This window comes from Sphingobium sp. CECT 9361 (assembly GCF_918741285.1).
Lineage (GTDB): Bacteria > Pseudomonadota > Alphaproteobacteria > Sphingomonadales > Sphingomonadaceae > Sphingobium.
In genome coordinates this window covers 47,385-65,461 of record NZ_CAKKNC010000001.1, presented here as the reverse complement: position 1 = coordinate 65,461, position 18,077 = coordinate 47,385, and the positions used below count along the sequence as shown (strand labels likewise).

Genomic DNA, 18,077 nt, shown 5'->3' with positions numbered 1-18,077 from the left:
CGCGTTTGGTCGTTCACCCGCCGCGTAACCTCTTTATGTTGTCAGCATAGGCGTCCGGCCCGCCGCGGAACGTCGCCGTGCCTGCCACCAGCACGTCCGCACCGGCGGCGATGGCGCGCGGCGCGGTGGTGAAGTCGATGCCCCCATCGACTTGCAGCCGGATGTCCCGCCCGCTCTTGTCGATCATCTTGCGGATCGCTTCGATCTTGCGAAGCTGGTTCTCGATGAAGCTTTGCCCACCGAAACCGGGATTGACGCTCATCACAAGGATCAGGTCGACGTCGTCGATCAGATAATCCAGCATCTTGGCCGGGGTGCCGGGGTTGAGCACTACGCCCGCCATCTTGCCCAGCGATTTGATGTGCTGAACGGTGCGGTGGATATGCGGCCCCGCTTCGGGATGAACCGTCAAAATGTCCGCGCCAGCCTCGGCAAAGGCATCGAGGAAGCTGTCGATCGGCGAAATCATCAGATGCACGTCGAGCGGTTTGGTCGTGTGCGGGCGCAGCGCCTTTACGACCATCGGGCCGATGGTGATGTTCGGCACGAAATGCCCGTCCATCACATCGACATGCACCCAGTCGCATCCCGCTGCGTCGATGGCGCGCACTTCCTCGCCCAGCCGCGCGAAATCGGCGGAAAGAATGGAGGGAGCGATGCGGATGGAGCGGGGTTCGAAAGCAGTCATTAACCGATTGCCTTAGCCGCGCGAATCAGTGGGTGCAACCGCTCTTGCGCAGTTCAGGCACGAACCATGCGCACGATGAAGAAACCATCGGTGCCGCCGGTCTCGGCGAGCGTGGCGGGGAGCGTGCGAACCCAGCCTTCGGGAGTCGCCACTATGCCACTGGGCAATTGGTCGGCCTCCGGAGGAACGATTGTAAAGTAAGGAGTTTTCCGTAGGAAGCGCGTGATTTGTTGCTCGCCTTCGGCTTGCTCCAGCGAACATGTGGCGTACACCAGCATGCCGCCCGGTTTCACCCAATCGGCTGCGCGATTGAGCAATGCCGTCTGCAATTCCGCCAGCTCGGCGATCTGGCGTGGCCCGATGCGATGCAACACATCGGGATGGCGACGATAAATGCCCGTCGCGCTGCACGGGGCATCCAGCAATACGGCGTCGGCAGGCGCTTCGGGCGTCCAGTTGCGCAGGTCCGCCGTCACAACCTTGGCCGACAGATCGACACGCGCCAGATTATCCGACAGGCGCGTCAATCGTTTGGCCGACTGGTCCAGCGCCGTCACCGCCCATCCGCCCGCAGCCAGTTGCATCGTCTTGCCCCCAGGTGCGGCGCACAGGTCCAGCACAGAGCGTCCCGCACCATTGCCCAGCAGGCGCGCGGGGATAGACGCAGCCAGATCCTGCACCCACCAGGCGCCATCGTCGAATCCGGGCAGCGCCGTGATCGCGTCGTGATCGGGCAAGCGGACATGACCGGGCGCGAGCGATACGCCGCCCAGCTTTTCCGCCCACATCGCCGTTTCGTCTGCATTGCGCAGGCTGAGGTCAACGGGCGGACGCACGACAAAGGCCTTGGCGGCTTCGTCTGGCATTGCATCGCCCCATTGCTCTGCCCAACGTGCTGCGACTTCGGGCAGTAATGTCGGGGTTTCGGGCAGCGTAGCCGTGCCGCGCATCAGCGTGCCGAACACGCCATGGACCAGCTTGCGCGGTCCGCCATCGACCAGCGGCAGTGCAGTCGCGATGGCGGCATGCGGCGGCGTGCCCAGCACCAGCGTCTGCACCAGCGCAAGGCGCAGCACCATGCGCGCTTTGGCATCGTCGGGCAGGCGATTGCGCGTGGCGCTGTCGATCAGCGCGTCGAGATCGGGCAAATGCCGCAAGGTCTCCGCCGCAATGGCGTGCACCAACGCGCGGTCGGCGCGGTCGACGATGCCCTGGCTGGCCCCATGCAACGCAATTTCCAGCGGATCGCCGCGCCGCAACACGGCATCGAGCAAGCGCAGAGCGGCGCGACGCGCGGGGAGGCCGGGCGCTTCAGGCGCGCGGGCGGGATAGCGGGAGACGGGAGGAACGGAAGCCATCGCAGCCCCCTAGCCGGATTCGTGCGGCGCGTCACCTTTGCGGTATCACCTTGCCAATCGTCCTCCAAATGCCCATCTGCAGTCAGTACGAAAAGCACGCAAGGAAAGGCTACCCATGGGAAAACGCCCCGATCATGTGAAGCCGCCTGCGCACTGGATGAAGAGCGAACCCGTGCCGACGCCCGATCCCATCGAAAAGCCGCAGTCGAACGACGAAGCGCTTAGCCCGACACGCTATGGCGACTGGGAGCATAAGGGCATTGCCGTCGATTTCTGACGGTTTCGCTCTGTATTTGCGTTTCCATTCATCCACAATTTCGCACAGTTTTCGCTGCACCGTGCCATCCGCGCGAGGAGCGCGGTGGCGTCATGATGGAGCCGCGTTAGGCTGAACCGATGCCGCCACGCAGATCACAGAGCGGTAGGGGTCGGGAGCAATTGAGTGATAATAAACGAGAAAACGGCGTTCCAGGATCAGGGTACGCTTGATGACGACTTGCTGTGCGGGGTCGGCCAGCTTGTCTGCGCCTGGGGGCTGCTGGAGCAGCGGCTGGAACAGAAAATCGGCATATTGCGCGAAGCGGCGGGCGATGTACGGACCATAGGATCGCGGACTCGCCCCGGCATGGCCAAGCTGCTGGCGGAATTACGCGCGATGGTGTCGATGCGGGACCGCCGCAATGCTACCGTTCTGGGGGAAATCGCTGCGCTGGAACGCGATATTCAACGGATCGATCGATTTCGGGGCCTGATCGTGTCGGGGTTTCAGGGGCCGGAGCCGCGGGGTTTTGCCTGCCGCGACCATCGCAATGCGCATGTTCACGTCTCGTTCGACCAGCTTGGCGCCGAAATCGCGCAACTGGGTCGCATCGGGGAACGGCTGCTGACACTTTAGTCGGCGGCGGCTGTTCCCACCGCCGCGCGCACGCCTGCGCGCCCGCGTCGCGTCAGTTCCGCCTTCAGATCTTCGGGTTTCGGCGCGACCAGAAAGCCGAAGCTCACCGTACCTTCTTTGGTCTCCACCGCGTGGTGCAGCCGATGCGCCTGCACGATCCGCTTCATATATTTGGAGCGCGGGACATAACGATGCGCCACTCGGCGATGCACGATAATATCATGAAAGCCCAGATAGATCATGCCATAGGCCGTAATTCCCGCGCCTACCGCCGTTGCCCAATTCCCCCAGCCGAATTGCACGCCCCCCAGCAACAGTACGATTGCAGGCCCCGCAAAGATCACGAAATAGGCGTCGTTCAGTTCCCAATTCCCCAAGCGGGGGCGATGATGGCTCTTGTGCAGGAACCAGCCCACGCCATGCATGACCCAGCGGTGCATGACATAGGCAAAGACTTCCATCCCCGCGACAGTCGCCAGAAACAGCAGGATCAAAGCAAGGGGTGCGCTAAACATGCGCCCCATATAGCGACCCGCCGCGAATATCTGAATAAGGAACATGCGCAGGACATAAAAAAGGGCCGCAATCCCCCCGAATTGCGACCCTCTCTTTATATCGAAGAAGCGTCTATCAGAACGCGACGCCGATCGAACCGACAACACCCGCCTTGCTGGCGTTGCGGCCCGTTGGCGTGATGAAATCGCCGTCGGTGTCGACATAGCTGACACCGAACGTCAGATGGTTCCAAGTGTAGCTCGCGCCAACGCTCCAGTCGGTATATTCCTTACCGATCGTCAGATAGCTGGGACCAAAGCTGTGACCCAGATGCGCCGACAGGCTGACCGGCGTGTTGGGAATGCCTGCTCCCAGGTCGAGCGCCGTGTACAGATTGTCTTCCTTCTTGAAGACACTGCCGGTACCGACGGGGAAGGTGAGGCCGATGGCGTTTTGCTTGGGTGCATAAGCAGCCGAAACCTTGGCGCTGAGCGGACCGAAGGTGTGCGACACGGCAACATAGGGTTCCACGAAGTCGGAATTCACGCCGCCCGAACCGGGATAGTAATAATACAGCACGCCGAGGTCGAGCTTGGTGCCGTTAAAATCCTTGGCCCAACCGGCGATCAGATCGATTTCCTGGTCGCTGCCCGCAGCAACATAATCGTCGATCGAGGAACCCCAAACCGTCGCGTAGAAGCCCGATTCATGGGCAATCGTGAAAGTACCCTGCACGGCAAAGCGCTTGTCGGTCTGCGAAATGCCGCGAAAGCGATAATCGCTGACGACCGTTGCACCGCCGGTCACGGTGACGGCAGGCGCAGGCTCATCCTGAGCAAGGGCCGGAGCGGCAATGGATGACAAAAGGACGGCCGTCAGGCCGACAATGGACTTGCGCATATTCTATCCCCTTATGGATCTTTGCGGTCGTCCCACCTGCGCTATGGCCCTTATCTCTCTATCCGGGCGGATGGCACCGGATGGGATAAGGTCGCCGTAACGCATTTCAGATGCCGATCTATGCGGCACTGCACAAGAAGATTATGTCTGTATATGTCTGTTTGTTACTAGAATGTTGCTGTCATGCAACAAGTGGCGCAACGCCTTTGCGTCACATCGTGGAGCGCCAGCGCATCAGCCCTGCTTGAAGATCGGCAATCAAATCGGCAGGATCTTCCAGTCCGATATTCAGGCGAATGGCGAGGCCATCGGCCTTCCACTGCGTTGCACTGCGATAGCGGTGGGGATCGACGGGCAAAGCGAGGCTTTCGAACCCGCCCCAGCTATAGCCGATACCGAAATGCACCAGCCCGTCGATCAATGCCGCGCGCGCCTTGTCTGCTTTGGCGTCGGCGCCGCCCGCCAATACGAAGGTGAACAGCCCGCTTGATCCGGTGAAATCACGCTTCCAAAGATCATGGCCCGGACAACCGGGGAGCGCGGGATGCAACACTTGCGCTACGTCGGGTTGTTCGGACAACCACTGCGCCACGGCCAGCGCATTCGCCTGATGCTGGGCCAGCCTTACGCCCAATGTGCGCAGCCCGCGCGATGCGAGCCACGCATCGTCAGGGCTGGTCATCTGCCCGAACAATTGCGCGCTGCTCCGCACCATTTCCCATGTCGCGGCATTGGCGGTGACCGAACCGATCATCACGTCGCTATGGCCCACGATATATTTGGTGCAGGCCAGGATCGCCATGTCGACGCCATGCTGCAGCGGCTGGAAATAGAGTGACGTTGCCCAGGTGTTGTCCATCATCGTCACGATGTCGCGCGCCTTGGCGACCGAGACGATGGCGGGTACGTCCTGCACTTCGAACGTCAGGCTGCCGGGGCTTTCCAGAAAGATCGCGCGGGTCCGCTCCGTGCACAGTTCGGCTATGCCCCCGCCGACGGTCGGATCGTAATAGATTGTCTCGACGCCGAAGGGCTTGAGCACCTTCTCGCAAAAGGCGCGCGTGGGATCATAGGCACTGTCGACCATCAGCAGTTCATCGCCCGGCCGCAGCACGCCCATGAGCGCGCAGGCAATCGCTGCAACACCCGAAGGAAACAGCGCTGTGGCATGGGCGCCCGGTTCCAGCGACGTCAGCGCATCGGCCAGCGACCAGGCGGTCGGCGTACCCTTGCGGCCGTAGAACAGCCGTTCATGCGTATTGCTCAATGCCGCGCGCAGATGCGCAACGTCATCATATAATATGGTCGACGCCCGCCACACCGGCGGATTGACGATGCCGCCGGGTTGGCCGGGCATCCCGGTCCATTCCGCCTTGCGCCCTGCCTGAACGACCTTGGTCGAAGGACGCCGCGTATCTTCGTTGTCGTCGCTCACGCCGGGCCTGTCGCCTTGGGCATGGTGGGGTCGGCACCCCACTCGCTCCAGCTTCCGTCATATAGTGAGATGTCGGTCTTCCCCAGCAGATGCGCGGCGAAGAGCACGTCCGCTGCCGTAACGCCGCTGCCGCAACTGACGATCAGCGGCTTATCCAGGTTAACGCCCGCTTCGTGGAAGAGCCCGCGCAGTTCATGCCCGCGTTTCCAGCTACCATCGGCATTGAACAACCGGCTGTAGGGCAGGCACACCGATCCGGGTATGTGGCCTGACGCCATGCCGGCACGCGGCTCCGGGTCTTCGCCGGTGAAGCGGCTCATCGACCGTGCATCGACGACCTGCGCCTTTTTGCCGGCGATGTTCGCTAGCACGTCTGCCTTGGTCACAACGGTCGTGTTGTCTTTCCACACGGTGAAGTGACGATGGCGCGTCTTGGGCTTGCCGCTTTCCAGGTCCCGCTTCTCCGCGATCCATTTCTGGATGCCGCCGTCCAGAATCGCCACCTTGTGCGCACCGAAGACATGGAACATCCACCACGCCCGCGCCGATGTGCGGAGCGGGCTGTTGTCGTAGATGACGATGCGGCTGCCGTCGCCCAGACCCAGCGCCGCCATTCGGCTCGCGAATTTTTCCGGTGGCGGCAGCATGCCGGGGCGCGGATCGTTTGGATCGGACAGTTCGGCCAGATTGAGGAAGAACGCGCCCGGGATATGCGCCGCATCATATTCCGCCTGCGGATCGCGGTCGCTACCGGGCAGGAACAGCGTCGCGTCGACGATGCGCAAATCCGACGCGCCCATTTCGTTCGCAAGCCAATCGGTCGAAACCAGCAATTCCATATGTCAAACCCTCCATCGACTGGTTCTTTAGGGGGAAGGAGCCAGACTGTCGAGAAAGGCCGACGCGCTATCGCGCAAGGCCTGTTTGTCCGCCTCGGCCATCTTTTCCCACGTACGATACGGCATGGCGAGCCGCTGATTGTTGCGCAGTTTGCCCACGTTACGGTCTAAGAAGTGCCAATAAAGCGCATTGAACGGGCAGGCGTCCGGCCCTGTGCGCTGCTTCACCGAATAACGGCACGACCCGCAATAATCGGACATGCGGTCGATATAGGCCCCGCCCGAACAATAGGGCTTGGACGCCAATATGCCGCCATCGGCGAACTGGCTCATGCCCAGCGTATTCGGCAGTTCCACCCATTCATAGGCGTCGGCATAGACTTCCAGATACCAGCGATGCACCGCCGCCGGGTCGGCGCCGATCAGCAGCGCGAAATTGCCGGTTATCATCAACCTCTGGATGTGATGGGCGTAAGCATGGTCGATGGTCTGGCCGATGGCCTGTGAGAGGCAATGCATGGCGGTCTTGCCCGTCCAGTAGAAATCTGGCAGCGGGCGATGCGCGTCCAAATGGTTGCGCGCGACGTAATCCGGTCCCTCGCGCCAGTATATGCCGCGTACATATTCACGCCAGCCGATGATTTGGCGGATGAACCCCTCGGCGCTATTGAGCGGCACCTTCCCCTCGCGGTACCGCGCTTCGACTTCGCGACACAGGTGCAACGGATCGAGCAGTCCGACATTGATATAGGGCGACAGGATCGAGTGCCACAGATACGGCTCCCCTGTCAGCATCGCATCCTGATAATCGCCGAATTGCGGCAGAGCATGGTCCAGGAACGCAGTCTGTGCCGTCAGCGCATCCTCCCGCGTCGTCGCAAAGGCGAATGTCTCAAGGCTCCCGATATTATCGGGAAAGCGTGCCGTCACCATGTCCAATACCGCGCGCGTAACTGCATCGGGCGCAAAGCGCGGAGGCTGCGGCGCGAACAGAGACCGGGCGGCAGGCTTGCGATTCTCCGCATCGTAATTCCATTTGCCGCCTTCAGGCTTGTCGCCATCCATCAGCAGGCCAGTCTTGCGCCGCATCTCGCGATAGAAAAATTCCATCCGCAACTGCTTCTTGCCCGCGGCCCAGGTGTCGAACTCCGCATGGGTCGCCAGAAAGCGCGTATCGAGCTGGATATCGACCGGCAGGGCAAAGCGTGTCGCCCACGCCTCCAGCATAGCCTGCACCCGCCATTCTCCCGCTTCGGTGACAACAATGGCGTCCGGCTTATGGCGTTCGATGGCGCCCGCTACTTCGCCGGTAAAGCTGCCGCTGTTGGCTGGATCGTCCAGCGTCACATAATCGACCGTCCATCCCGCGTCGCGCAGCGTCTGCGCATGATGCCGCATGGCCGACAGGATGAACGCGATCTTCGCCCGGTGATGCGCGACATAGGCCGTCTCGTCCGCCACCTCCATCATCAGGATGACGGACCGCGCCGGGTCCATCCCATCGAGCGATGCGATGTCGAAACTCAACTGGTCGCCCAGCAAGGGAATCAATGTCTTAGCCGTCGCGCTCATGTTTGACGCGTCGGGTTAAGCGCGGGTTGCGTCAAGCGGGGATCGTCACCTGTGCCGGACGACTGCCCACGGTGCGGAACTGGCGCGGTCCCTGATCCAGGCGGAACGGTCCCATCTTCGCGCGCGGGGGCGTGCTTTCCTGCCCGACGATGAATGCGCCGCGCCCCAGCTCGTCGCCGTCGAGCGAAATCACCTTGAACGCGACGACGGGGATCAGCAGCGCACGCCCTTCGACTTGAATGGGCACGATCCGGTCGAGCCGCAATTCGCCATCGACGGCGATCTCCGCGCCCGACACCAAATGCGCGATCCGATGCGCCTCGGGCGCAAAGGCATCGTCGAAGAACGCCGCCAGCGATTGCGCATGCTGCGCATCGGCATTGGTCATGAACGCCGCAACCGCCAGCCCATCCAGCGCCGCGCCGCTGCCGTTCCGCAGCGTCAGTCGATATCCCACCTGCGCACCGACCATCGACGTGCGCACCTGAAACGGGGCAAACTCCAGTGCAATGGGCGACGTAGCCGAAACGGCGGGCACAACTGCGGGCGGCGGCGGCGGCGGGGTGCGTACGGGAGGTGGCGGCGGCACGGACTTGGCACGCTGCACTGGCGGAACGCGCGGCGGTGGGGGTGCCACCACGGGCGCAACGTCCGGCTCCTCGACTTTCCGATTGCTCCTGCGCCAGATGAAAAACCCAGCCAGTAGAACAAGGATGACGCCGCCCGCAACCCACGGCAGGACACTCGACGTCTTGGTCGCCACCTCCGGCCTGTCCGTTACTGCGGGCGTTACCGCTGTATTGGTCGGCGCTGTTTCGACCGGTGTAGTCTCCGCGGGCGTCGCCGCTTCCTGCGTCGGGGCTGGCACCGTCTCCTGAGGCGTGGGTTCCGTAGCTCGTCGCGCTGCCGGTGCCATAGCGCGAGGCGTGGTGACTGTAGGCGCGACAACTGGCGGCGCAACTGTGGCCGTCACCGGCGGCGGCGTTTCCTGAGCAGGCGTCGTGGTCATCTGCGGACCAATCTCAGGCCCAGCACGCTCAGGTGCTTTGGGCCGATTGGGGTCGCGCGACGGGTCCAGCCGGAAATCCTGCAACGGCGGCGGCGCGCTATTATCCTGCGCCAACACCATAACCGGTGTCGTCGCGACCAGTGCTGCCAGCACGATATGCCTGATTGTCCCCATGTCTTCCTGTCAAAGCTGCGTTGCGCGTGAATGCCCGATGAACCATATAGGGTGTCGGCAAGGGAATGACATCAGCCGTGCGATGGCGTAGATGGACAGCCATGCAACCGATCCATCTGGGCCAGACCAGCGCCCTTCCCGCGACGCCGGAAGAAGCGGTCCTCGATTACGTCCCCAATCCGCGGGCGGGCTCCACCTATCTCGTGCGCTTCGCCGTACCGGAATTCACCTCGCTCTGCCCGGTCACGGGTCAGCCGGATTTCGCGCATCTGGTGATCGATTATGCCCCCGGCGAAACCATCGTCGAATCGAAATCGCTCAAGCTCTTCCTCGGCAGTTTCCGCAATCATGCCGCGTTCCATGAGGATTGCACCGTCGGCATCGGCCAGCGCCTGTTCGACGAGATGAAGCCGCTCTGGCTGCGCATCGGCGGCTATTGGTATCCGCGCGGCGGCATACCCATCGACGTTTTCTGGCAATCGGGCGAACCCCCCAAGGGACTGTGGCTCCCGTCTCAGGATGTGCCGGGCTATCGCGGCAGAGGGTGACGTAGGGGTAAAGACGCCGCTGGCATTTTCGCCCGACTTACACTAATGTCAGCACATGACCTCAGCCGTTCACCACCACAACATTGCCGTGCTGCCCGAAGACATCGATTTCATGGGCCACGTCAATAATGCCCATTATTTGAAGTGGGTACAGGAAGCGGTGGTCGCCCATTGGGAAAAAATTGCGCCGCCCGCTGCCGTCGCAGAGCATCTGTGGGTCGCGCTCAAGCATGAGATAACCTATCGCAAACCTGCCTTTCTGGACGATCCCATCATTGCGACGGTGATCGTGGAAAAGGTGCAGGGCGCGCGGGCCTTCTACGAAACGCTTATCAAGCGTGGCGAAGAGGTGCTGGCCGAAGTCAAATCGAGCTGGTGCTGCCTCGATTCGGTCACCTTGCGCCCCGCGCGCATTGCACAGGATATCGCGGAACGGTTTCTGCCGAAGGGCTAAGGCGCGTTATTTCAGGCCCAGCGCCTTTACGATATCGTCCCACGCCACCAGCTTGAAATTCTGCGCGGCGGCGGCGTTGTGGCCATCCTGCGCAATGAACAATCCGCCGGGATAATTCGGCCCGAAGTCACCGAGCATCAGGTCGATGCCGTCGGTCTCCTCCGATCCGCCGATCATGCCATCAACGATGCGGAACCGCCCGACATAGCTGTCGTCGGTCAGCCGATAGACCGCATAGGCATTGTCCCCCTGACTCGACACGATCACATAGCCGTCCCGTTCGCCCACAGGCGCAATCGCTACGCCTTCGGCATCGGCCACGATATTGCGATTGTCGGCCGCCGCGATCTTCACCGGCGTCGTCGATCCGTTCGCAGTGGCATCGAAGCGCCACAGCCCGACATCTTCCTCCGCCACATAGAGCCGCCCGGTCCGCTCATCGACGGCGCAGCCTTCGGACTGTGTGCCGAGTTTCAGCGTCCGCACGATCCGCCCCGTCGGCGTCGCGCCGGACGCATCGATGGCGACCTGATTGATGGTCCCATCCTTCGCCACCATGAACGCATAGAGCGCGTCGGCCGCTTGATAGAAGCACACGCCATAGGCTTCCCCGGCTCCGGCATCGACTTTACCCAGCGGCGCCAGCTTCGCGGTCGCCGGGTCGAGCCGGAACAGCGCCAGCTTGGCATTGGCCAGATCGTTGCGGTCGCTCGCCGCCACCAATATGCCCGGCGCGCCATTGATCGTCACAGTATCGCGCAGGTCAATGTTATTGACAGCGCCGGCATTGGAGAAGTCGCGGACCTTGCCATCCAGCCCATAGACATAGACGCCCGCTTTCTTGTCCGTGCCTACGATCAGGCTCTCTGCAGGATTGGCGGCATTGCGCCAGATCGCCGGATCGTCAGCCGCATCGGCATTGGTCGTGCCCACCGGCACCGTCTCCCCCCGTGCCCGTACCGAAACGGCGGGCGCGGCATTGGCGATGCGGACTTCGACCGGGATCTCGGTCGGCGCACAGGCGGATAGCGCCACACTCGCCACCGCCATCGCTATCATCGATCCGCGCAACCGCCGCAGTGTCGCTGCCGTCATAACCATGCCCCCAAATATCGTCGAAGCGGTTCGTGACGCCGGGTTGTTTCACAATGATGACGACTTTGCGTCGATGCCCATGAAATATGTCATCATTTGGAAATGAAACGTCATCGATCTGTCATCATGACGACGCTGTGCTGTAAATCGCATTGCATATGGCCCCGCTCACGAACGTAGTAGTTTCGAATGGGGGAAATCTGATGACAAAGACAACGGGAAGCGCGCATCTGCGCGCATCCGTAGCTACGCGCGCCATTGTGGCCGTCGGTCTTGCACTTATTGCCACGCCGCTTCAGGCACAGGATGTCGCACCAACCGCCGCGGATGAAAGCGGCGAAGGCGATGTTATTGTTGTCAACGGTGCGCGCCCGATTGCGGAGTCCGAATCTGCCGCATTGGTAGTGCAGCGTAACTCGGACTCGCTTGTTGCCGTGGCGGCATCCGACTCGGTGGGTCGCCTGCCTGACCAGAACATTGCACAGGCCGCCGGTCGTCTTCCCGGTGTCGCGGTGCAGCGGGATCAGGGTCAGGCACGCTATATCAGCTTGCGCGGCGCGCCGATCAACTGGACGACATTGTCGATCGACGGCATCGCCATCGTCAGCCCCGAAGGGCGCGACACGCGCTATGACAGTATTCCATCGGCCATTGCGTCGCAGATCATCGTGCGCAAGGCGGTGACGCCTGACATGACCGGCGAAACGGTGGCGGGTAACGTCGACGTAAAGACGCGTTCGGCCTTCGACTACACGGGCTTCCATATCGCGGGCAAGCTGGGCGGCGGCTATGTCGAACTCGGCAAGCGGCAGGAATATGAAGGGCAATTGGTCGTTTCGAACCGCTGGGATACCGGCATCGGCGAGATCGGTCTGCTGGCCTCTGGCAGCTACTATCAGCGCGACATGATCACCGATAATTTCGAGACAGATTGGGAACAGGTATCGCAAGACGTTCAGCCAGGCGCTGCCGATCGCATCTGGGCGAAGGAAACTGAAAACAAGCTGTATCGCCTGACGCGCAAAAACTATTCCTATTCCGGTCGCCTGGATTGGAAACCGAGTGCAGATCATCGCATCTTCGTGGAATCGATCTTCACGACGTTCACCGACGACGAAGCGCGCGACAACTATATCTTCGATCTTGACGACAAGCAGAGCGACAACAAAACGACTGCCGGTTGCACCATCACCCCGTCGACCAGCGCAACGACCAGCGGTTATGCCGATCTCTGCATCGGCAATACCCCGCTCAAGGGAACGGTGTACGGAATCGACATCAACCAGCGCGCAACGCTACGTGCGTTCGAACAGTCGATCTTCACCAATACGTTGGGCGGCGACCATGAATTTGGCGAAGGATGGAAACTGGGCTGGCGCCTGAATTACACCCGCGCCAAGGATGATCGCTCTGTCGTGGGCGAAGCCCGCTATGAGAGTCCCTCGACGCGCACGGCACGTCCCACGGTCGCCTACGATCTGTCCGACCCGCAGCTTGCCAAGGTGCAGTTGTTCCGTACCCTCAGCAGCGGCGGCCGTTTCAGCGCGGGCGCGCCGGTCACCAACATAGACGATTTCGCGCGTCCCTTGACGTCGCTGACATCCAGCGATTTTGTCGATATTACCAAAGCCTATACCGCTAAATTCGATCTTAGCCGCGACATGGCGATGTTGGGTGGCGAAGGAACGATCACCATCGGCGGTCGCTTCGACCAGCGCACAAAGGAAGCGAACGAAGCGCAGTTGTCGATCAACGCGACGCAGGCTGCCGCGCTGGGGATTAGCAGCACCTTCCTGCCGGACTCGCTCGACACCCCGTTCAAAGGTAAAATCCCGCTGGGCTACACCTTCCGCTATTTCGATATGGCCAAAATGCGGGCCAATGTCGAAAAGGCAAAGACCGTCGCGACATACAACACGCTGTACGGCAATTTCTACAACGTCCGTGAGCAGGTCTATTCGGCTTACGTTATGGGCCGGGTTGCGTATGACTGGGGCAGCATCCTGGGCGGCGCACGTATCGAGCATATCAAGAACCGTGGACAAGCCTTCGTCAACGGCAGCGCTGCCACACCCATCCAAGTCGAAAACGATTTGACGCTGGTTTATCCCAGCCTGCACTTCAATTTCGATGTGGCCACCGACAAGAAGCTGCGGCTGTCGTTCAATTCCGGCGCGGCGCGTCCCGATTACGATCAATTGCGGCCGAACTTCACGTTCAACGATTCCAACCTTACCGTTTCGGGTGGTAACCCTGATGCTAAGCCGGAGCGGGCCTTCGGTGTCGATGGCTATTTCGAATGGTATGTCCAGCCGCAAGGCTATGTGATGGTCGGTGCTTTCTACAAGAAGGTCAAAGACGTCCTGTTCGACGACAGCCGCACCTTTAACTCCGATGTGTTGAACAGCGGTACCGTCGATCGCTCACAATATCTTTTCAGCACCATCGTCAACGGTGGCGATGGCTACATCTACGGCGCGGAAGCTGCGGTACAACAGCAACTTGAACCCTATACTCAGAGCCTCGGCCTGCCAGACTGGATGGGCGGCTTCGGTATCTCGGCCAATGTGACCTTCAACAAGAGCAGTGCAACCGCGCCGAATGGCAGCAAATTTTCGCTACCCGGCACATCGGACGTCGTTTACAACATCGGCGGCTATTATGAGAAATATGGCCTCTCGATGCGCCTTAACTATCAAAAGCGCACGGCATGGCTCGATTCGCTGGGGGCAGCCGCCGACGGCGGGGCACAATATTGGGCGGCCGACGACGAAATGGATTTCTCGATCCGTTACGCCATCACACCGAATTTTGAAATCTACGCTGACGCTTCGAACCTGCTCAATCAGCCGGGTCGCCGTTATGTTCAGTCGTCGAAATATACCATTGAATGGGAACGCTTCGGTCGGCGCTACACCGGCGGCGTCCGGTTCAACTTCTGATCGCGCAATTACCGCGTAAACTGCAGTGAAAGGCCATAGCGGGAGAGAGTAAGGCTCTCTCCCGCTATCGTCAGTGTCGAATAGCCGAATTGCTGATCGCGATTGTTCGGATCGTTGGAGATATAGCGTTCGGGCGTCAGTTGTATGCCATCGCCACTGATCTGCCACCGCCCCTCGGCTGCCTCATCCAGCGCGCCATAGCTCAGCGCAAAACCAAAATGCCCATCGGCACGCAATTCCAATTGTGCGGCCAGCTCCATCTGTCCGCCGTCGTACAAACCAACCCATTTTTGCGCTGCTGAAATCCGCTGCGGTGCAGTTGTAGTCTTCGACTCATCGCGGGCGGCAACCAGGGCAAAGGCAGAAAGCATCATGCAAATTCGCGCGATCACTTAAACAGCCCGCCCAATATCCCGCGCACCAGTCGCCCTGCGATTCCGCCGGATGTCGACTTGCGGCTCGATCCGCCGAACACCGCCTTGCTCAGTTCATTGGCGACCTGACGCCCCACAGTTGACGCGGCGGAACGGGTGGCGGACTGGACGGCCTTGCCCAGAACCGAGGGCTTGGCCGCTTCGCGCGCAGCGGCGGCATCGGCGCGGGCCTGCTCCTTGAGTTGCTGCTCTCGCTGCTTCGCTTCGACTTTGGCTTGCGCTGCGGCCGCCTTGTCCGACTCCGCCTGCGCTTTGGCAGCAGTGGCCGCTGCCGCAGCCGCATTACCGCGCGCCGCCAATATCTCCTCGGCGGATTCTCGGTCCACCGCATCGTCATATTTGCCCGACACTGGCGAGATCGACTGGATGATCGCGCGCTCCTTCGGCGTCACCGGACCCAGCCGTGAACGCGGCGGCGCGATGAGCGTCCGCTGCACGATGGACGGCGATCCGTCCTCCTGCAACACCGACACCAACGCCTCGCCCGTCTTCAACTCCGTGATCGCCGTCGCAATGTCGAGGTCGGGATTGATCCGGAACGTCTCCGCCGCGGCCTTGATCGCCTTCTGGTCGCGCGGGGTGAAGGCGCGCAGCGCATGTTGCACCCGGTTGCCCAACTGGCCCGCCACCTCTTCGGGAATATCGATCGGGTTCTGCGTGATGAAATAGACGCCCACGCCCTTCGACCGGATCAGCCGCACCACCTGTTCGATCTTGTCGGTCAGCGCCTTGGGCGCATCGTCGAACAGCAAATGCGCTTCATCGAAGAAGAACACGAGCACCGGCTTTTCCGGATCGCCGACTTCGGGCAGCGTCTCGAACAGTTCGGACAGCAACCACAGCAGGAACGTCGAATAGAGCTTCGGGCTTTGCATCAGCTTATCGGCGGCCAGCACGTTGATGTAGCCGCGCCCCTGCTCGTCGGTTTTCAGGAAATCGTGGATGTCGAGCGCAGGCTCACCGAAGAAATGCGCGCCACCCTGGCTGTCGAGTTGCAGCAACTGCCGCTGGATCGTCCCCACGCTCGCCTTGGTCACATTGCCATATTTGGCCGACAGCATATCGGCATTTTCCGCGCAATAGGCCAGCATCGCCTGCAAATCGCCCAGATCGAGCAGCAACAGCCCTTCCTCATCGGCATAGCGAAAAGCAATGGACAGCACGCCTTCCTGCGTCTCGTTGAGGTTCATCAGCCGCGCAAGCAGCAGCGGCCCCATCTCGCTGATCGTCGTGCGGATCGGATGCCCCTGTTCGCCATACAGATCCCAGAAGATCGCCGGGTTGTCGGAATAGGCGTAGTTTTCCAGCCCGATTTCCTGCGCCCGCGCCACCAGCTTATCGGCATTTTTGAACGTCGGCGATCCGGCCATCGATATGCCCGACAAATCGCCTTTCACGTCAGAAACGAACACCGGCACGCCCGCTGCGGAAAATCCTTCGGCAATCCCCTGCAAGGTCACGGTCTTGCCAGTGCCGGTCGCGCCCGCGATCAGGCCATGCCGGTTGGCGCGTTTCAGGTTGAGCGATTGCGGGGTGCCACCGGACGCATTGGGGGCCAGCCCGAGGAAAATACCGTCACTCATGAAAAACTCCCCATCCAGCGCATTCCCGCAGATTAGCCTTGAGAGGCGATCATGGGAAGGCCGGACGGGGAGCCGGAAACCGTATGATTACGCGATTACTTGTCGCGCAAGCGGATTCCGATGAAGGTCGCGGGCTGGCCGCGGCGCAGCACCTGCAACAGCACGGCGTTGCGCCCTGCTGCGGTCACCTGCGCGATGGCGGCCTTCAGGTCCGCTTCGCTTAGCGTCGGGCGATTATTGGCCGACAGGATGATGTCGCCCCGGCGCAGACCCTTCGATCCCGCATCGGTCGATGGATCAACGGTCGTGATGACGACACCGCGCGTATCCGCCGCAACACCCAGTTGGCGCGCGATGGCGGCGGTCAGCGGCGTGACGGCGACGCCCAGGCTCTGCTGCGCCGCTGCGCCTGTATCGGGCTGATCCTGCGGATTGTTGAAGTCGTCATCGCCCTGCTGCGCAAAGGCATTCAACTGGTCTTCGGGCGGACGCTCTGCAACCACTGCCGTCACTGTCTGGCGTTGACCGTTACGGATCAGCTCGATGGGCACGCGCGATCCGATGGGCAGGTTGGCGACGATGAAGGACAATGTCTCATCCGGCGTCACTTCGCGATTGTTGACCTTCACGATGACATCGCCAGCCTTGATCCCGGCCTTGTCCGCGCCCTGACCCGGCTCGACACCCTGTATGAACTCACCGCGATTCTTGGCGAGGCCCAGCGAATCGGCAATGTCTTCGGACAGCGGCGTGATCTGCACGCCCAGATAGCCGCGCTTGACGCTCTGCCCCTTGCGCAGCGTTTCGATGACCGGAACGGCCTGTTCCGAGGGAATCGAAAAGCCGATGCCGACATTGCCGCCCGAAGGCGACAGAATCTGGCTGTTGATCCCGATGACGTTGCCGTTCATGTCGAACATCGGGCCGCCGGAGTTGCCCTGATTGATCGAAGCGTCCGTCTGCAGGAAGCGGTCGCTGCCACCGCCGGTGTTGCGATGCACGGCAGAAATAATGCCTGCTGTCACTGTGCCGCCCAGACCGAAGGGATTGCCGATGGCAATCACCCAGTCGCCTACGCGTGCCTTGGTGCTGTCACCGAACTTCACGAACGGCAGCGGCTTTTTGGGTTCGATCTTCAACACCGCCAGATCGCTCGCCACATCGCGGCCCACCAGCTTGGCAGTATATTCCTCACGATTGGTCAGCGTCACGGTGATGCTGTCGATGGTGGCACCTTCTGCGCCCGGTGCCACCACATGATTGTTGGTGACGACATAGCCGTCCGCCGAAATGATGAAGCCCGATCCCAGTGATTGCGCCTGCCGTGTCTGCGGCGCGCCACCGGGTGCACCGAACATCTCGCCAAAGGGCGTTCCGGCGAACGGATTCTGCACCTTCACGCGCTGTTTGGTCGATATATTGACCACCGCAGGCTGCAATTTCTCCACCATGTCGGCGAAGCTGACCGGCGCGCCGCGCGGCGCAGCAGCTTGCATGCCTTCATTCTGGGCGGTTTGTGCGCCGAGCGGCTGGTTGGACGTAACGGCAATGGCAGTGCCGCCCAGCAACAAGGCTCCGGTAATGGCATAAGCGTAACGCACGAATGAATGTCCTCTCATGACTTCATGGAAAAAGTGGGGACCGAAGGAATGCCTG

17 protein-coding genes are annotated in these 18,077 nt (G+C 61.3%); 5 read left to right on the top strand and 12 right to left on the bottom strand.

The genetic code is table 11. The features are described 5' to 3' along the window. Positions 1-13 precede the first annotated feature (13 nt). Positions 14-688 carry a ribulose-phosphate 3-epimerase gene (rpe, locus tag LQ220_RS00280; protein WP_230186301.1) on the bottom strand — a complete coding sequence of 225 codons (675 nt, stop codon included), beginning with the start codon at positions 686-688 and terminating at the stop codon, positions 14-16. A 53-nt stretch (positions 689-741) separates the two neighbouring features. Continuing rightward, complete coding sequence (locus tag LQ220_RS00275; protein WP_230186300.1) at positions 742-2,046, bottom strand: RsmB/NOP family class I SAM-dependent RNA methyltransferase; 1,305 nt, start codon at positions 2,044-2,046, stop codon at positions 742-744. Positions 2,047-2,161: 115 nt separating this feature from the next. Between LQ220_RS00275 and LQ220_RS00270 the strand changes: the two genes are divergently transcribed. Together LQ220_RS00270 and LQ220_RS00265 are read left to right on the top strand one after the other, a co-directional pair. Beyond that, complete coding sequence (locus tag LQ220_RS00270) at positions 2,162-2,323, top strand: DUF1674 domain-containing protein (RefSeq protein ID WP_230186299.1); 162 nt, start codon at positions 2,162-2,164, stop codon at positions 2,321-2,323. A 165-nt stretch (positions 2,324-2,488) separates the two neighbouring features. Further along, entirely contained in the window at positions 2,489-2,941 is a 453-nt protein-coding gene (locus LQ220_RS00265) for a hypothetical protein (protein WP_230186298.1), read from the top strand. Here the strand turns inward: LQ220_RS00265 and LQ220_RS00260 are convergent. The 6 genes from LQ220_RS00260 to LQ220_RS00235 all read right to left on the bottom strand — a co-directional run bounded on the left by LQ220_RS00260 (position 2,938) and on the right by LQ220_RS00235 (position 9,365). Next, on the bottom strand, positions 2,938-3,456 hold the full coding sequence (locus LQ220_RS00260; RefSeq protein WP_230186297.1) for a sterol desaturase family protein: 519 nt from the start codon (positions 3,454-3,456) through the stop codon (positions 2,938-2,940). The genes LQ220_RS00265 and LQ220_RS00260 overlap by 4 nt on opposite strands. Before the next feature lie 115 nt (positions 3,457-3,571). After that, complete coding sequence (locus LQ220_RS00255) at positions 3,572-4,336, bottom strand: TorF family putative porin (protein ID WP_230186296.1); 765 nt, start codon at positions 4,334-4,336, stop codon at positions 3,572-3,574. Between the two features lie 211 nt (positions 4,337-4,547). Then, positions 4,548-5,771 carry a cystathionine beta-lyase gene (metC, locus tag LQ220_RS00250; protein WP_230186295.1) on the bottom strand — a complete coding sequence of 408 codons (1,224 nt, stop codon included), beginning with the start codon at positions 5,769-5,771 and terminating at the stop codon, positions 4,548-4,550. After that, positions 5,768-6,610 carry a 3-mercaptopyruvate sulfurtransferase gene (gene sseA / locus LQ220_RS00245; protein ID WP_230186294.1) on the bottom strand — a complete coding sequence of 281 codons (843 nt, stop codon included), beginning with the start codon at positions 6,608-6,610 and terminating at the stop codon, positions 5,768-5,770. Before sseA ends, metC begins: the two co-directional genes overlap by 4 nt. A 27-nt stretch (positions 6,611-6,637) precedes the next feature. Further along, positions 6,638-8,182 (bottom strand): cryptochrome/photolyase family protein, encoded by a 1,545-nt coding sequence (locus LQ220_RS00240; protein ID WP_230186293.1) that lies wholly within the window; start codon positions 8,180-8,182, stop codon positions 6,638-6,640. Positions 8,183-8,213: 31 nt separating this feature from the next. Continuing rightward, a complete protein-coding gene (locus tag LQ220_RS00235; protein WP_230186292.1) occupies positions 8,214-9,365 on the bottom strand; it encodes a hypothetical protein in 1,152 nt (383 codons plus the stop codon). Between the two features lie 101 nt (positions 9,366-9,466). Between LQ220_RS00235 and queF the strand changes: the two genes are divergently transcribed. Beyond that, on the top strand, positions 9,467-9,913 hold the full coding sequence (gene queF, locus LQ220_RS00230; RefSeq protein WP_230186291.1) for a preQ(1) synthase: 447 nt from the start codon (positions 9,467-9,469) through the stop codon (positions 9,911-9,913). A gap of 55 nt (positions 9,914-9,968) precedes the next feature. Next, a complete protein-coding gene (locus tag LQ220_RS00225) occupies positions 9,969-10,367 on the top strand; it encodes a thioesterase family protein (RefSeq protein WP_230186290.1) in 399 nt (132 codons plus the stop codon). Between the two features lie 6 nt (positions 10,368-10,373). Here the strand turns inward: LQ220_RS00225 and LQ220_RS00220 are convergent, their stop codons facing one another. Next, positions 10,374-11,462: a phytase gene (locus LQ220_RS00220; RefSeq protein WP_230186289.1), complete on the bottom strand. Its 1,089-nt coding sequence runs from the start codon at positions 11,460-11,462 to the stop codon at positions 10,374-10,376. Between the two features lie 203 nt (positions 11,463-11,665). Between LQ220_RS00220 and LQ220_RS00215 the strand changes: the two genes are divergently transcribed. After that, on the top strand, positions 11,666-14,404 hold the full coding sequence (locus tag LQ220_RS00215; protein ID WP_230186288.1) for a TonB-dependent receptor: 2,739 nt from the start codon (positions 11,666-11,668) through the stop codon (positions 14,402-14,404). An 8-nt stretch (positions 14,405-14,412) separates the two neighbouring features. Here the strand turns inward: LQ220_RS00215 and LQ220_RS00210 are convergent, their stop codons facing one another. From LQ220_RS00210 to LQ220_RS00200, 3 genes are all read right to left on the bottom strand, one after another. Then, complete coding sequence (locus LQ220_RS00210; protein ID WP_230186287.1) at positions 14,413-14,778, bottom strand: hypothetical protein; 366 nt, start codon at positions 14,776-14,778, stop codon at positions 14,413-14,415. Positions 14,779-14,792: 14 nt separating this feature from the next. Next, positions 14,793-16,421, bottom strand: coding sequence for a helicase HerA-like domain-containing protein (locus tag LQ220_RS00205; protein WP_230186286.1), 1,629 nt, complete (start codon positions 16,419-16,421; stop codon positions 14,793-14,795). Positions 16,422-16,516: 95 nt separating this feature from the next. Further along, entirely contained in the window at positions 16,517-18,022 is a 1,506-nt protein-coding gene (locus LQ220_RS00200) for a Do family serine endopeptidase (protein WP_230186285.1), read from the bottom strand. Positions 18,023-18,077 lie beyond the last annotated feature (55 nt).

Bases quoted from the DNA above. Each gene is read 5' to 3' on its own strand.
- queF (WP_230186291.1), top strand. From the start codon at position 9,467: ATGCAACCGATCCATCTGGGCCAGACCAGCGCCCTTCCCGCGACGCCG.
- LQ220_RS00255 (WP_230186296.1), bottom strand. From the start codon at position 4,336: ATGCGCAAGTCCATTGTCGGCCTGACGGCCGTCCTTTTGTCATCCATT.
- LQ220_RS00240 (WP_230186293.1), bottom strand. From the start codon at position 8,182: ATGAGCGCGACGGCTAAGACATTGATTCCCTTGCTGGGCGACCAGTTG.
- LQ220_RS00205 (WP_230186286.1), bottom strand. From the start codon at position 16,421: ATGAGTGACGGTATTTTCCTCGGGCTGGCCCCCAATGCGTCCGGTGGC.
- LQ220_RS00210 (WP_230186287.1), bottom strand. From the start codon at position 14,778: ATGATGCTTTCTGCCTTTGCCCTGGTTGCCGCCCGCGATGAGTCGAAG.
- LQ220_RS00275 (WP_230186300.1), bottom strand. From the start codon at position 2,046: ATGGCTTCCGTTCCTCCCGTCTCCCGCTATCCCGCCCGCGCGCCTGAA.
- LQ220_RS00235 (WP_230186292.1), bottom strand. From the start codon at position 9,365: ATGGGGACAATCAGGCATATCGTGCTGGCAGCACTGGTCGCGACGACA.
- LQ220_RS00220 (WP_230186289.1), bottom strand. From the start codon at position 11,462: ATGACGGCAGCGACACTGCGGCGGTTGCGCGGATCGATGATAGCGATG.
- LQ220_RS00270 (WP_230186299.1), top strand. From the start codon at position 2,162: ATGGGAAAACGCCCCGATCATGTGAAGCCGCCTGCGCACTGGATGAAG.
- sseA (WP_230186294.1), bottom strand. From the start codon at position 6,610: ATGGAATTGCTGGTTTCGACCGATTGGCTTGCGAACGAAATGGGCGCG.
- LQ220_RS00225 (WP_230186290.1), top strand. From the start codon at position 9,969: ATGACCTCAGCCGTTCACCACCACAACATTGCCGTGCTGCCCGAAGAC.
- LQ220_RS00260 (WP_230186297.1), bottom strand. From the start codon at position 3,456: ATGTTTAGCGCACCCCTTGCTTTGATCCTGCTGTTTCTGGCGACTGTC.
- LQ220_RS00215 (WP_230186288.1), top strand. From the start codon at position 11,666: ATGACAAAGACAACGGGAAGCGCGCATCTGCGCGCATCCGTAGCTACG.
- rpe (WP_230186301.1), bottom strand. From the start codon at position 688: ATGACTGCTTTCGAACCCCGCTCCATCCGCATCGCTCCCTCCATTCTT.